Source organism: Oenococcus kitaharae, from assembly GCF_025758695.1.
Lineage (GTDB): Bacteria > Bacillota > Bacilli > Lactobacillales > Lactobacillaceae > Oenococcus > Oenococcus kitaharae_A.
On the sequence record NZ_JANJQP010000002.1, the window covers coordinates 41,003 to 54,523 of the forward strand.

Sequence of the window (13,521 nt, forward strand, 5' to 3'; positions counted from 1 at the left end):
CTCCTATTTCTTTTCATCTGATGAATCAAAAATAACTTTCTCCAACTGCTGCTTAACCTCAACAATATTATCAGTCTCGATTTGTGCCGCTGCATTAGATAACGATCCGCCGCCGCCAATTTTTTCCATAATCAATTGAACATTAACACTGCCATCTGATCTAGCGGAAACACCAACTTTCTTATCTGGTCGGCGAGTAATGACAAAGCTGGCAGATGCGCCTTGAATTTTTAAGAGTTCATCCGCAACCTGAGCAGCTAAAACAGAATTATAGTCAATCTCATTTTCACCAACAACGGTTGCAATATTTTCGTTTAGATCAGTTAATTCTAACAAATGTGCTTTAACTAGCAAATCTTCCTTGGATTCCTTACCGAAGCTCCGCAATAATTGTGTATCAGCGCCAGCAGCCCTTAAAAAACTAGCAGCATCAAAAGTTCTTGACCCGCTGTGAGCTGTAAAGCCCTTGGTATCCAGCTGGATGCCGCCTAACAATGCTGTCGCCTCGACTTTAGTTAATGGTGATTTGCGGCGATCCTCGTAACCTAAGAGTTCAGTAACCAATTCAGAGGTAGATGAGGCATATTGTTCAACATAGAAAAGCAGTGGTTTTTCAGCAAAACCTTCATCAGCAATTCGGTGATGATCAATCACGACCAAAGAAGACTTTAATCGGTCCAAAAGTTGTCCGGCAGCTGAAATGGTCGGCCGAGAATGATCCACGAGTACGAGAAGGCTTTGGTCACTGGCAAGCGCCATCGCTTTCTTTTCTGAAATGAAGGGATACTCGATGAGTTTAGGCGGCTGATTGTCGTCAGAAGCTGCTGCCTGCTCTTTAATTTTGGCATTCGCAGCTGCAATTTCTTCGCTAAATTTTGTCGTGACTAGTTTGACATCACGCTGCAGATTTTGTTCGTCAATCACAATGTAGGCAGGCAAATCATGCAAACGGCTCATTCGCCAGATGCCTAAAGCTGCACCAAGAGAATCCATGTCTGGATTTTGGTGACCGCAAATAAAGACAACATCAGTGTTGTTTAGCAAATCCGACAAAGCCTGATCAATCATACGCGCTCTGACTCGTGTTCTTTTGGCCATTGGATTTGAGGTCCCGCCATAATAGATAGCTGGATTTTCGTTGTCGCGAATCACAACCTGATCGCCGCCTCGGCCTAAGGCTAAGTCTAGATTTCGATGTGCTAAATCAGCTAAGTTATTTAAATCTGAAATACCATATGCAATACCGACCGATAAAGACAAAGGCATGTTTTGTTTTAAAGATTCTTCTCGTATCTCATCCAAAATAGAAAAACGATCGTCTTCAAGCTGCTTTAAATTTGGCAAACGTCCAAAAAAAAGATAACGATCTGCTGATATCCGTCGTAAAAACAAATGATACTTTTTCGCCCAATTATCGAGTCTGCCAGAAATAAATGCTATCAAACGACTTGAATCAGAATCCGTTGCATCTTGAATAACTTCTTCATAATTATCAACGTTGATTAAACCGTAAAAAAGTCGGTCATTTTGATACAACAGTTCATATTTAGATACGTCTGTTAGATCAAGAAGGAATATTGCTCGACCATTTCCTTGAACCTGAAGAGAGAACTTACCATCCCGCCAGCTGATTTCGGCCGGCCCGCTATCTTTATTAGCTTGTACAAATTGATTAAGCTCAGGATCAGCATCTTGTATATTTTTGCCGATAACCGACCGATCACCAATGACATTCAAAAGATTCTCATTCACCCATTCAATTTCCCCGTTTGAATTGAGCAGCATAACACCGATAGGCATTTGATCCAACGCGCTTGTTTGAGAAATAGACACTCGCCCATACAGGTTGGTCATATATGTCTGAAAGTCAACACCTAAAGAACTTATCAAGCTATACAGGAGCAATGCAGCCAAAATGACAAACGCGACCCATATGACAGAAATAATCGGACCAAAACGTAATGAAAAAACGAAACCACTAATTGCCAGCAACAAAAAAATGCCAATCAGATAGATGACGCGATAATTTTTTATGAAGGCAGGTAAATTTGAATATTTCTTCATCAAGAATCTAATTTTATCACGATCCAAGAACTTTAACCCTTTCTTAAGAAACAAAAAAGCACTCCTGACGGAAATGCTTTTTAACCAACAATATGAAAATCAGTTGTTAGCAACGAATGGCAGTAAAGCCATGATGCGCGCACGCTTAACTGCAATTGCAATTTTACGCTGATTTTTTGAACTAGTGCCGGTAATCCGACGCGGCAAAATTTTACCATTGTCAGCAATGAAACGCTGCAATAACTCAGTATCTTTATAGTCGACATATTCAATGTGATTGACAGCGAGGTAATCGACACGACGACGGCCACCTTGACGACGGCCGCGGCGATCACCGTCTCCACGAGGAGTACGGCTAGGACGGTTTGTCCGCTCGCCATTAAAAGTCTGAGTTCTTTGGTTTGAATGTTCTTCAGGCATTATTGATAGTCCTTTCTTAAAAATTTAGAATGGGAGATCATCATCCGAGATATCAACCGAATTGTTTCCAGCATCTGTATCAAAGGGGCTGGAAGCACTAGATTGATCATTATTAGCTGAGCTTGACTGTGATTGATTGTTAAATTGCGCGTCAAACGGATTTGACTGCTGAGCCGGGATTTTAAAATTATTCTGGTTCTGCTGAGGCGCCGCGGAACTGCCATTTTGAGAACGGCGAGCTTCAGATTGAGCCCGCGTCTCTAATAACTGGAAATTATCTACAACAACTTCAGTCACATAAACTTTCTGACCTTGATTATTATCATAACTTCGCGTTTGCAAACGTCCTTCGACAGCAATCATGGCACCTTTGCCTGTAAAATTGGCAAAGTTTTCTGCTGGTTTTCGCCAAATGACACAACTAATAAAATCTGCCTCACGCTCGCCGGCACGATTCGTAAAATTTCTTTCAACTGCAATCGTGAAGGAACCAACCGCGTCACCGCTTCCGGTATAGCGCAATTCGACATCACGGGTTAATCTGCCAACTAATACAACTCGATTGATCATAGAACTCCTTACTTTTCGCTTGATACAGGTGCTGATGCAGCTTTTGCTTCATTAGCAGCGTTATATTGCGCTTGTGCAGCGCTGCGCTCAGCTTCACGCTGCGCACGACGTTCAGCTGCTCTTTGTGCCGCTGCAGCTTGTTTAGCGTGAGCATCAGCAAGCTTTGCAGGGTCAACAGCAACGATCATATGACGCAAGATATCTTCTGAAATCTTAGCCAAACGATCAAATTCATTAATCGCTTTATCATCATCAGCTGCGAAAACAACAACATGATAAGTTCCTTCTCGATAACCGTTAATCTCGTATGTGAAGCGACGAGAATTCCAATCCTCGGATTTATCAATTGCAGCGCCATTGTCAGTCAATACTTTATCAAAACGTGCAACCAAAGCTGCTTTTGCGTCTTTATCTAAGTCAGGACGAACAATATAAGTTAATTCATAACTAGCCATTTTTTACCTCCTTTTGGTCTCTGACCGCCTTAGCGGTAAGGAAAGTGAGTATTTCATCACGGACAAATATGATACAGGGAAACGCGCTTAAAAGCAAGCTGCATCAACTTCAAGCCATGTTTCAAAAACAAACAGGCTACATCTGCATATTGGGATCGACACCATTTTTCTCGCACAAATCTTTCAAATCCCAGTGTATTGGATGTGCAGGATCAGTGACCTCGATTTGAGCCATCATACCGGTATCTTCGTGTTCCAATATGTGGCAATGATACATGAAGATACCGGGAACAGAAAATCTAACCAGCAGTCTAACGTGCTCGCCAGGATTAACACCAATCGTATCTTTAAAACCAAATTCGTTCGGATAGGGGTCATGGCCATTTCTAGATAACACGAGAAAGGACATGCCATGCATATGGAATGGATGAATCATTCCCATACCAGGCATATCATCATTTGTATTAGAAACATCCCAAATTTCGTTTTTACCCATTATCTGCTGGTCGTCAATACGGGTCATGTCATAAAGTTTGTCATTAATCCGAACAGAATCATCCATCCCGGCCATGACGACCTTATGCGTGGCGCCACCGGTAAAACCGCGCTCAATCTGTTTTAAAGTTGCCGGTAACTGTGAACGGTTATCTTCTGTAAAATCACCGACTTTAAGTCTCAGAATCGGTGTGTCGTCAGCTTTCAATACGACTTGATCACCAGTTTTATATGATGAAAAATCAAGCAGCAATTCTGCTCGTTCGGCGCAAGTCAGCATTAATTTAGTCAACGGAACCGCGTGCGGCAAAAAGCCGCCATCCGATGCTATCTGTGTCATCGTGATATTATCATTTGAATTTAGCCGAAGTTCCCGCCGGTTAGCACCATTCAATACTCTCAAACGAAGCCAAGGCCGTGTTACTGTAAATTCAGCATTCACGGTACCGTTTACCAAAGCAGTATCCCCCAGCGTCCCATCCATATCGTAATCGCTCTGATAGTCTAATTGATTATCATGAAAGGTTCGATCTTGGAAAATGACAGGAATATCATCAATGCCCCAATCATGCGGAATCTGAGGCAGATTATCTGCCGGATTAATCACAGCAACAGGTGCTGCCAAGCCATGCCAGACCTGTTCTGCAGTATGCGGACATGGATGCGGATGAAGCCAAGCTGTCATCGTTTGCTGATTAATATCAAATTCAATCTCTTTTTTTTCACCAGGCCGTACCGGTGCGTGCGGACCTCCGTCTTCGATTGGACCGGGAATATCCAATCCATGCCAATGCCAAGTTGTCACTTCGGGCAGGTTGTTAATCAAAGTCAAATGGTAGTGTTTGCCTGATACGAATTTGATTAAGGGCCCAAGGATACTAGCGTTATATCCCCAAGTAGCGGTAGGCTTACCATCTAAAATTTGTGTTTGTCCTGTTTGGGCACGAATTGTGTAGTAAATGGTGTCGCCTTGAATTTTGTCGGCTTCTAGAATTTTTGGAATTCTAAGGCTATGAACTTTAGTTTTGGGCACAACCAAAGCTTTATAAGCCGCATCGTGATAGTCATAAGCTTTTTCGTCAAATAAATACTTATTTAAAATTTCTGTCATTTTCAAACCTCGTTTCGTCTGATGATCTCTAGAATTTAATTTCGTATATTTCTCTCTCACACTTAAAATATCAGCCATCTATAGGATATATCTTCTTCATTTTTATATAAACAATTGCAGCTGACTGAAATCCGCTACAGGAAGCAAAAAAAGGTAGAATAATCTTGATTATCCAAAGAATGTCTTCAATGGGCAGCTGGTTGCCCCAGAAGAACAAAAATCATCAGGAGAACAGAACTAATGAGACTTTTACAAGCTGAAATCATTGCTGACCTGCATGTACAGCCGGTTATCGATCCCAAAGAAGAAATTGACCGCTCAATTTCCTTTTTAAAAAACTATTTACTAGCTAATCCAAATTATAAAAGCTATGCTTTAGCTATTTCAGGTGGTCAAGATTCGACCTTAGCAGGTAAGCTTGCACAAACAGCCATTCAAGAATTAAGAGAAGAGAAAAAGGATTCGTCCTATCAATTCGTTGCGATCAGACAACCATATGGCCAGCAAGCCGATGAAGATGATGCACGAGCTGCTCTAGATTTCATTGAGCCCGATATAACAGTGACAACCAACATCAAAGCAGCGACAGATGCACTGACAGCAACCCTGCGAGATGCCGGTTTGGTCGTTGACGATATGAGCCGGGGTTCGATTAAACCCAAGATGCGTATGATTGCTCAATATGCAGTTGCAAGAGAGCACGCCGGCGTCGTTGTTGGTACAGATCACGCTGCTGAAGCTTTTGCTGGTTTCTTTACCAAATATGGTGACGGCGGAACCGATATCGATCCCTTGTGGCGATTAAATAAGCGTCAGGGAAAACAAATGCTGAAATTTCTACACGCGCCCGAGGCTCTATATAACAAAGTACCATCTGCAGATCTCGAGGATGAGCGTCCTCAGCTGCCTGACGAGGTGGCATTGGGGGTTTCTTATAAATATATTGACGACTACTTAGAGGGACGTCAGGTACCTGAACAGGCGGCCGAAACAATCGAAAAACTGTATCTTAGTACCAAACAAAAGCGCCATTTACCGGTAACTATTTACGATACTTGGTGGTATCAATAAAAGTCTGCTTATTTTTTTTAAGATTAATAAAAACCACCTCAATCATGAAGTGGTTTTTATTAATCTTGTTTATCATCTTTATTCTCATCAATTAATTGATCAGCAAGATTTTGAACTTTTGTTGCGTTATCTGTCTGGTCTTCTGCAGATCCTACTTCATCTTGCGAAGTTTCATCATCTTCTGCTTCAACTTTAGCCAAAGTAGCAACTTTAGAACCTTCCTCGATTCGAATAACACGAACTCCTAAGGTGGCTCTTCCGGTAATTGAAACATCCCCGGCTTTAAAGCGAATCATGACACCAGAATCAGTGGTAATCATGATATCTTCATTACCGGAAACAACAGCTAAACCAGCTAAAGGCCCATTCTTTTCAGAGATATTAGCTGTTTTATAGCCTTTGCCGCCACGACCGCGTATTGGATACTCTTCAACTGCGGTCTGTTTTCCGTAACCTTTTTCCGTAATCGCCAAAACATTCTGACCGGGAATCAGCAAGTCAGCAGCAACAACATAATCGCCAGTCCGTAAATTCATCCCGCGAACACCAGAAGCGGTTCTGCCCATGGCACGCACATCTAGTTCGGCAAAAGATACAGCATAACCAGAATGGGATGCGATAACAATATTCTTTTTGCCATCTGTCAGCAGCACACTAATCAAGGAATCATCATCATGCAGATTAATCGCACGAAGACCCGACTGACGAATATTGGTAAATTCAGATACAGCAGTGCGTTTAACAGTGCCGAGTCTCGTGGTGAAGAAGAGAAAGTTCTTCGATGAGGCTGCTTCCCCGCGGACATTAATCACAGCTTGTACACGTTCACCGGAATCCAAACCTAGTAGGTTGATTACAGGGATTCCCTTGGCTTGGCGACCATACTCAGGAACTTCATAGCCCTTCATTTTGTAGACTTTGCCGAGATCAGAGAAGAATAATAAAGTATCATGGGTACTCGTCGAAACAAGCTGTTCCACAAAATCATCATCATGCGTATTCATTCCCTGGACACCACGGCCGCCACGATTCTGCGTATGGAACTCGTTTGTCGAAAGCCGTTTGATATAGCCTTTATGTGTCAAAGAGATCAAAACATCTTCTTCATCAATCAAATCTTCATCTTCAATCGATGTTACATCGCCTACCTGCAGTTCTGTACGACGGTCATCCCCAAATTTATTAGAAATATCCAGCAGTTCTTGATAAATAACCCGATCAATCCGTTCCGGCTTAGACAAAATATCTTTGTAGTCCTCAATTGATTTGAGCAGATCATTGTATTCAGCTTCAATCTTGTCGCGTTCCAATCCTGTCAAACGTACCAGACGCATATCCAAGATAGCTTGTGCCTGCTTATCAGACAATTGGTAACGCGTGATCAACTCGGTCTTGGCAATTTCAGCTGTCGAGCTGGCACGGATTAAGGCAATGATTTCATCAATATGGTCTAACGCAATACGCAGTCCTTCGAGAATATGAGCGCGATCTTGTGCCTTCTTTAAATCAAATTCAGTCCGACGGCGGATAATTTCACGTTGATGCTCCAGGTAAGCCACCAAGATCTGCTTGAGGCTCATTGTCTGAGGCTTACCATGATTAATGGCAATCATGTTAAAGGAAAAGCTCGTCTGCAGGAGTGTCTGTTTATAAAGGTTATTGAGAACAACGTTGGCATTTGCATCTCGCCCAACATCGATCGCCACTCGCAGGCCTTTTTGATCTGACTCATCTCGGATAGCTGTAATACCATCCATTTTTTTCTCCAAAACTAATTCTCGAATGCGTTCAATCAGCTTGGCTTTATTGACCATATAAGGCAATTCAGAAATGGCGATCCGTTCATGCCCGGTCGAAGTTGTCTCAATATCAACTTTGGAACGAACCGTGACAGACCCGCGACCAGTCTCATAAGCCCGTCTAATACCGGCTTTGCCCATGACAATCGCACCAGTCGGAAAATCCGGTCCCGGCAATACTTCCATCAAATCAGCAACCGTTGCATCGGGATTGTCCATTAAAACATGAATAGCTGCCACGACTTCTCGTAAATTATGCGTCGGAATATTGGTTGCCATTCCAACCGCAATTCCTTGTGCACCGTTTACCAGCAAGTTAGGAAAACGAGCCGGTAACACAACCGGTTCCCGGTTATCGCCATCATAGCTGGGCTGAAAATCTACCGTGTCTTTATTGATATCTCGCAGCATCTCCAAAGCAATTTTAGATAAACGCGCTTCGGTATATCTCATTGCGGCAGCTGGATCACCATCAACAGATCCAAAATTTCCATGGCCGTCCACCAGCGGGTAACGATAACTGAAAGGCTGTGCCATTCTAACTAGCGATTCATAGATTGCCGAATCGCCATGCGGATGAAATTTTCCCATGACGTCTCCAACAATACGAGCCGATTTTTTATGCGGTTTATCAGGCGTGACGCCTAATTCGTTCATACCATACAAAATACGACGGTGAACCGGCTTCAAACCATCTCGTACATCTGGCAACGCGCGAGCCACGATAACAGACATCGCATAAGATAAAAAACTAGTCCGCATCGTGCTATTCAGATCGGCACTCTTGATTCGGGAATCAGGTGTAAAATTGTTATTTTCTTCTTCGGTCATATAATTCCTCAAACATCCAAATCTTCAACAAATTGTGCATTATCTTCAATGAACTCACGTCTCGGTTCGACGCGATCACCCATCAGCATATCAAAAGTCGTATCAACCTCCGGCTGGTAGTCAGGACTAACTCGCAGCAGACGCCGATGCTTAGGATCCATAGTCGTATCCCAAAGCTGTTCGGCATCCATCTCACCAAGTCCCTTATAACGCTGGATTCTTGGTTTCGGACTAGCCGGCAATGTTGCAATGTAACGATCAAGTTCTTCATCTGAGTCCAGATATACACGCTGATCAGAATTTCCAATTGCGACACCATACAAAGGCGGCTGAGCGATGTAAATATAACCTGCATCAATTAATGGCCGCATATGCCTGAAAAATAGCGTCAAAAGAAGTGTCCGAATATGAGCACCATCGACATCGGCATCAGTCATAATAATGACCTTGTGGTAATGGGCTTTGCTGATATCAAATTCATCACCAAATCCAGTTCCCATCGCTGTAAATAGAGAACGAATCTCTTCGTTGGCCAGTACTTTATCTAGGGTCGCTTTTTCAACATTGAGAATTTTTCCCCTGATAGGCAGAATGGCCTGTGTTAAACGTGAACGACCTTGTTTAGCAGAACCGCCGGCAGAATCACCCTCGACGATAAACAATTCAGAAATATCGGGATCTTTCGATGTGTTATCGGCTAGTTTACCGGCAAGTGCACTGATTTCCAGTCCTGACTTGCGTCGGGTCAAATCACGAGCTTTTTTAGCAGCTACTCGTGCTTTGGATGCAATAATACCCTTGTTGGCAATGGCGCGAGCCGTTTCTGGATTTTCCATCATAAAACGATTGAAAATTGTCGAAAATTGATGGTTGACTGCCTGTTGCGCATCGGTATTCCCCAACTTAGTTTTGGTCTGACCTTCAAATTGAGGGTCTGGATGCTTAATCGAAACAATCGCCGTAATGCCTTCGCGGACATCTTCGCCAGTCAAAGGATCATCGGAATCTTTCAATATGCCTTTTTTCTTAGCATAATCATTGATGATTCGTGTCAGCGCCATTTTAAAGCCGGTCTCATGAGTTCCGCCTTCGTGCGTATGGATATTATTCGTGAAGCTCATTAATGTCTCAGCAACGGCATCTGTATACTGTAAAGCAACTTCTACTTGGATACCATTTTCTTCACCTTCCACATAGACGGGTTCTGGGAATAGGGGCTGTTTATTTTTATTCAAAAATTTCACATATTCTGCGATACCGCCCTCGTACATGAAAGATTCTTTTTTCTCTGGTTCGACACGCCGGTCTGTAATTGATAGACGCAGTCCTTTATTCAAAAAGGCCAATTCACGAATACGACTGGCTAAAGTATTGTAGTCAAAAGTTGTCGTCTCTCGAAAAATATCTGGATCCGGAGCAAAATGAACAATGGTGCCACGTTCTAAGCGCATTGGCTCATCCAAAAGTTTCATCTCCGTTTGAATATGGCCGCGCTGAAAATCCATATAATAAATTTTTCCGTCACGATAGACGCGTACGTCCATTTCTTTGGATAATGCATTAACAACCGAAGCACCAACTCCATGAAGACCGCCGGATACCTTGTAGTTTTTCGAATCAAATTTACCGCCCGCGTGCAAAATTGTGAAAACGGCTTCCATGGCTGGACGACCAGTTTTAGGCTGGATCTCAACAGGGACACCACGGCCGTCATCGGTCACAGTAATCGAATTGTCCTTCTCAATTGTTAGTGTGACATGATGTGCAAATCCGGCTAAAGCTTCATCAATCCCGTTATCAATGATTTCCCAGACCAGATGATGCAATCCAGAACTAGCAGTTGATCCTATGTACATTCCTGGACGTTTACGGACAGCTTCAAGACCTTCAAGAATTTGGATTGAAGATCCGCCGTAAGCATTATTATCATCAGGTGCTATTTGATTATTATTTTTTTCATCAATCATTAATAAGTACTCCATCCTTCACGTGATAAATTTTTGGATCTTTGATTAGTCCCTTGTCGATGTCAGAAAGACTTGCGGTGGTCAAAAAAGTTTGAACCTTATCCTGAATAAAATCTAATAGTTGTGTCTGCCTTTTGCCATCTAATTCAGAAAGTACATCGTCTAGCAACAAAATCGGATATTCACCGGTCTCAAATTTCATCATTTCAATTTCCGCTAATCGAATCGACAGCGCCGTCGTACGCTGCTGGCCTTGAGAAGCAAAGGAACCAACTTCTTTCCCGTTAATCAAAAATTTGAGGTCATCGTGATGAGGACCAACACTTGTCGATTTCAAGAAAAGTTCACGATTCCGATTTTTTAATAACTGTTTTTTAAAAATCTCACTAATTTCCTCTTGACTGGACTGTTCGTTGACTGTTGGAAAAGTAATGTAGCAAAGTTTCAATTCTTCGATTTTTGAGATCGCCAGATGAACTTCACGTGCGTAGGCTTCTAAAGTTTGGATTAAAGAAAAGCGTTGCAGAATGATAGCACTGCCAAACTTAATTAGTTGATCATCCAAAACACTTAAATAAGTTTCATCAAACTTAGGCGAGTTGGCCACCCATTTGATGTTTTTCAGATACGCGTTACGGTCCTTTAACGCGTTACGATATTGCAGCAGGTTAAACAAATAATTGCTGGACATTTGAGCAAATTCGCTATCGATAAATTTTCGTCGAACACCGGGAGAGCCTTTTACTAATTCCAAATCTTCAGGTGCAAACAAAACGGTATTCAAATTACCGATATAATCGGATAGCCGGTTTTCGGTAAGGTGGTTGACTAGAACTCTTTTTCCACCCTTCTCAATTCGGACTTCTAAAGGATAACGAGCTGTTCTGCTTTCAATCTCCCCGCTAATGACAGCCGACTTTGCTGACCAGTTAATTAAATCTCTGTCATTGCTATCACGATGAGATCTTCCCATGGATAAAAAATAAATTGCTTCTAATAAATTGGTTTTTCCTTGGGCATTATTACCGATTAAAACATTGATCGAATGTGAAAAAGCCACATTTAATTCTTTATAGTTTCGGAAATTAACAAGCCTAAGATTATTGAGAAACAATTTGGTACTCTCCAACCTGCTTAATGCTGATCATATCCCCGGGACGTAATTTCCTACCACGCCGGTTATCCGCTTCACCGTTTATAAAAAAAGAGCTTGGATTTTCTCTTAGAAAAAACTTTGCGCTGCCACCAGAATCAACTATATTCTCAATCTTCAATAATTGACCTAGCGTAATAAATTCGGTGTTGATCTGAACTTTTTTCAAATTTTCACCCCCAAGATTACCTTTTCCATTATAGCAAAAAAACGCCGTATTTTGCCGTTTGAGCAATTTTTTGACATTTTGGCGTTTTTAATCATAAAATGCTTTTTTTGCTTAGATCGCAAAAAACTAGAAGGTTCTAACGGGTGTGATTAACTGTACCTTGTTATTGTCCGAAAAAGAGGCCGGCCTAATGACAAAAGGCCGCAAATTAGTCGTGAAAGAAAAATTGAGTTGCTCTTCAGCGATCGAGCTTAAAGCATCGCGAACAAAATCCGGGTTAAAACTGATTTCCAGATCCTGGCCTATAAAATGATCAATTGACAATTCTTCAGAAACTTTTCCTACTTCGCTCTGCGCTGTACTGATGGTTAACTTGCCCTGCTTTATCGTAAATTTTGCGACCAAATTACCAGATTGGTGTGCCACTAAACTAACACGATCCAAGGATGAGGCCAACTGAGCGGCATCAATCACGAATCCTGTAGTTGATTCGCTTGGGATCAACCGGTCAGTATCCGGATACTGACCCTCGAGCAGGCGAGAATAAAAAGTTGTCTGACCTAAATCAACCAGCAGTTGTGATTGGTCAAATTGCAGATTTAACTGGTCAATACCTTCAAGTAGTGCTCTTAATTCAGTCAAAGTACGGCCGGGAACCACAACGTCAGCTGAGTTGGCAGATGATATTTGTGTAATTCTTTGAGAGAGCCTGTGCGAGTCTGTCGAGACCGCCTTGAGCTGTTCGTTATCAATTATGAAATGGATACCGGTTAGCAGTGGCCGAGAGTCTTGAATCGACACTGATCGAATTGTCTCGCCGATAATATCAATGAGTTGTTTAGAAGAGAGACTAATGGAATCTAAGTCGTCAATACGTGGTAATTGCGGATAGTTGTCTGCTGACTGGCCGGAAACCATAAATTCCGACTTACCGGCAACAATTTTAATTTGGGAGCCTTCTGTCGTGATATCAACGCGGTCTCCAGAAAGTCTCTTTATGATATTCGTAAAGAAATTGGCATTGGCCACTATTTCGCCTTTTTCTGCAATTACAAGATTTTCTTGTTTTTCCGGCGTATTTGATAACACTGTTTTAATAGAGATCTCCGAATTTGACCCGATCAAAGTTAGATCACTATCGGTGACTGAAATTTTGATTCCAGTCAAAATAGGAATCATGACTTTGCCTGAAATGGCACGGCTGACAATATTTAATTTATTAACTAATTCGCTTCGTTTAACAGAGAATTTCATCGCTCATCCTAATAATAAATTTGTTAATAGTAATAATAAGGGCTGTGGATATTGTGGAAAAGCCGTCTCATTACTTGTTCGGCAGGGATAAACCTGGTGGAAACATTTCTGGAAAACCAAACGTTTTATCCACAACTGTCTATACTCTTATGATACGTATTT

The 13,521-nt window shown here is 42.1% G+C and carries 10 protein-coding genes and 1 pseudogene; 1 reads left to right on the top strand and 10 read right to left on the bottom strand.

The annotated features are described in order from the left end of the window. Positions 1-3: 3 nt before the first annotated feature. The 5 genes and pseudogenes from NRF22_RS03600 to NRF22_RS03620 all read right to left on the bottom strand — a co-directional run bounded on the left by NRF22_RS03600 (position 4) and on the right by NRF22_RS03620 (position 5,115). Positions 4-2,064: a DHH family phosphoesterase gene (locus NRF22_RS03600; protein ID WP_263779314.1), complete on the bottom strand. Its 2,061-nt coding sequence runs from the start codon at positions 2,062-2,064 to the stop codon at positions 4-6. A gap of 99 nt (positions 2,065-2,163) precedes the next feature. Beyond that, entirely contained in the window at positions 2,164-2,484 is a 321-nt protein-coding gene (rpsR, locus tag NRF22_RS03605) for a 30S ribosomal protein S18 (RefSeq protein ID WP_007744941.1), read from the bottom strand. Between the two features lie 24 nt (positions 2,485-2,508). Next, the gene (gene ssb / locus NRF22_RS03610) at positions 2,509-3,054 is read right to left on the bottom strand and encodes a single-stranded DNA-binding protein (RefSeq protein WP_007744940.1); all 546 of its coding nucleotides are present in this window, start codon (positions 3,052-3,054) and stop codon (positions 2,509-2,511) included. Positions 3,055-3,224: 170 nt separating this feature from the next. Then, positions 3,225-3,509: pseudogene (gene rpsF / locus NRF22_RS03615) on the bottom strand (30S ribosomal protein S6); the annotation flags it as partial. 136 nt (positions 3,510-3,645) lie between these two features. Beyond that, positions 3,646-5,115, bottom strand: coding sequence for a multicopper oxidase family protein (locus NRF22_RS03620; RefSeq protein WP_263779315.1), 1,470 nt, complete (start codon positions 5,113-5,115; stop codon positions 3,646-3,648). A 240-nt stretch (positions 5,116-5,355) separates the two neighbouring features. Between NRF22_RS03620 and nadE the strand changes: the two genes are divergently transcribed. Further along, a complete protein-coding gene (nadE, locus tag NRF22_RS03625; RefSeq protein ID WP_007744929.1) occupies positions 5,356-6,186 on the top strand; it encodes an ammonia-dependent NAD(+) synthetase in 831 nt (276 codons plus the stop codon). A 59-nt stretch (positions 6,187-6,245) separates the two neighbouring features. Here nadE and gyrA read toward each other — a convergent pair whose 3' ends face one another. From gyrA to dnaN, 5 genes are all read right to left on the bottom strand, one after another. Then, positions 6,246-8,816, bottom strand: coding sequence for a DNA gyrase subunit A (gene gyrA, locus NRF22_RS03630; protein WP_263779317.1), 2,571 nt, complete (start codon positions 8,814-8,816; stop codon positions 6,246-6,248). A gap of 8 nt (positions 8,817-8,824) precedes the next feature. After that, positions 8,825-10,783 carry a DNA topoisomerase (ATP-hydrolyzing) subunit B gene (gene gyrB / locus NRF22_RS03635; protein ID WP_007744927.1) on the bottom strand — a complete coding sequence of 653 codons (1,959 nt, stop codon included), beginning with the start codon at positions 10,781-10,783 and terminating at the stop codon, positions 8,825-8,827. Next, the gene (recF, locus tag NRF22_RS03640; protein WP_263779318.1) at positions 10,776-11,897 is read right to left on the bottom strand and encodes a DNA replication/repair protein RecF; all 1,122 of its coding nucleotides are present in this window, start codon (positions 11,895-11,897) and stop codon (positions 10,776-10,778) included. The genes gyrB and recF overlap by 8 nt, the downstream gene beginning before the upstream one ends. Continuing rightward, on the bottom strand, positions 11,884-12,105 hold the full coding sequence (gene yaaA, locus NRF22_RS03645) for a S4 domain-containing protein YaaA (protein WP_028291837.1): 222 nt from the start codon (positions 12,103-12,105) through the stop codon (positions 11,884-11,886). Before yaaA ends, recF begins: the two co-directional genes overlap by 14 nt. Positions 12,106-12,231: 126 nt before the next feature. Beyond that, positions 12,232-13,359 carry a DNA polymerase III subunit beta gene (dnaN, locus tag NRF22_RS03650; RefSeq protein ID WP_007744924.1) on the bottom strand — a complete coding sequence of 376 codons (1,128 nt, stop codon included), beginning with the start codon at positions 13,357-13,359 and terminating at the stop codon, positions 12,232-12,234. Positions 13,360-13,521 lie beyond the last annotated feature (162 nt).

Coding starts and splice junctions, on each gene's coding strand:
- NRF22_RS03620 (WP_263779315.1), bottom strand. CDS start 5,115: ATGACAGAAATTTTAAATAAGTATTTATTTGACGAAAAAGCTTATGAC.
- ssb (WP_007744940.1), bottom strand. CDS start 3,054: ATGATCAATCGAGTTGTATTAGTTGGCAGATTAACCCGTGATGTCGAA.
- rpsR (WP_007744941.1), bottom strand. CDS start 2,484: ATGCCTGAAGAACATTCAAACCAAAGAACTCAGACTTTTAATGGCGAG.
- gyrA (WP_263779317.1), bottom strand. CDS start 8,816: ATGACCGAAGAAGAAAATAACAATTTTACACCTGATTCCCGAATCAAG.
- dnaN (WP_007744924.1), bottom strand. CDS start 13,359: ATGAAATTCTCTGTTAAACGAAGCGAATTAGTTAATAAATTAAATATT.
- gyrB (WP_007744927.1), bottom strand. CDS start 10,783: ATGATTGATGAAAAAAATAATAATCAAATAGCACCTGATGATAATAAT.
- NRF22_RS03600 (WP_263779314.1), bottom strand. CDS start 2,064: ATGAAGAAATATTCAAATTTACCTGCCTTCATAAAAAATTATCGCGTC.
- nadE (WP_007744929.1), top strand. CDS start 5,356: ATGAGACTTTTACAAGCTGAAATCATTGCTGACCTGCATGTACAGCCG.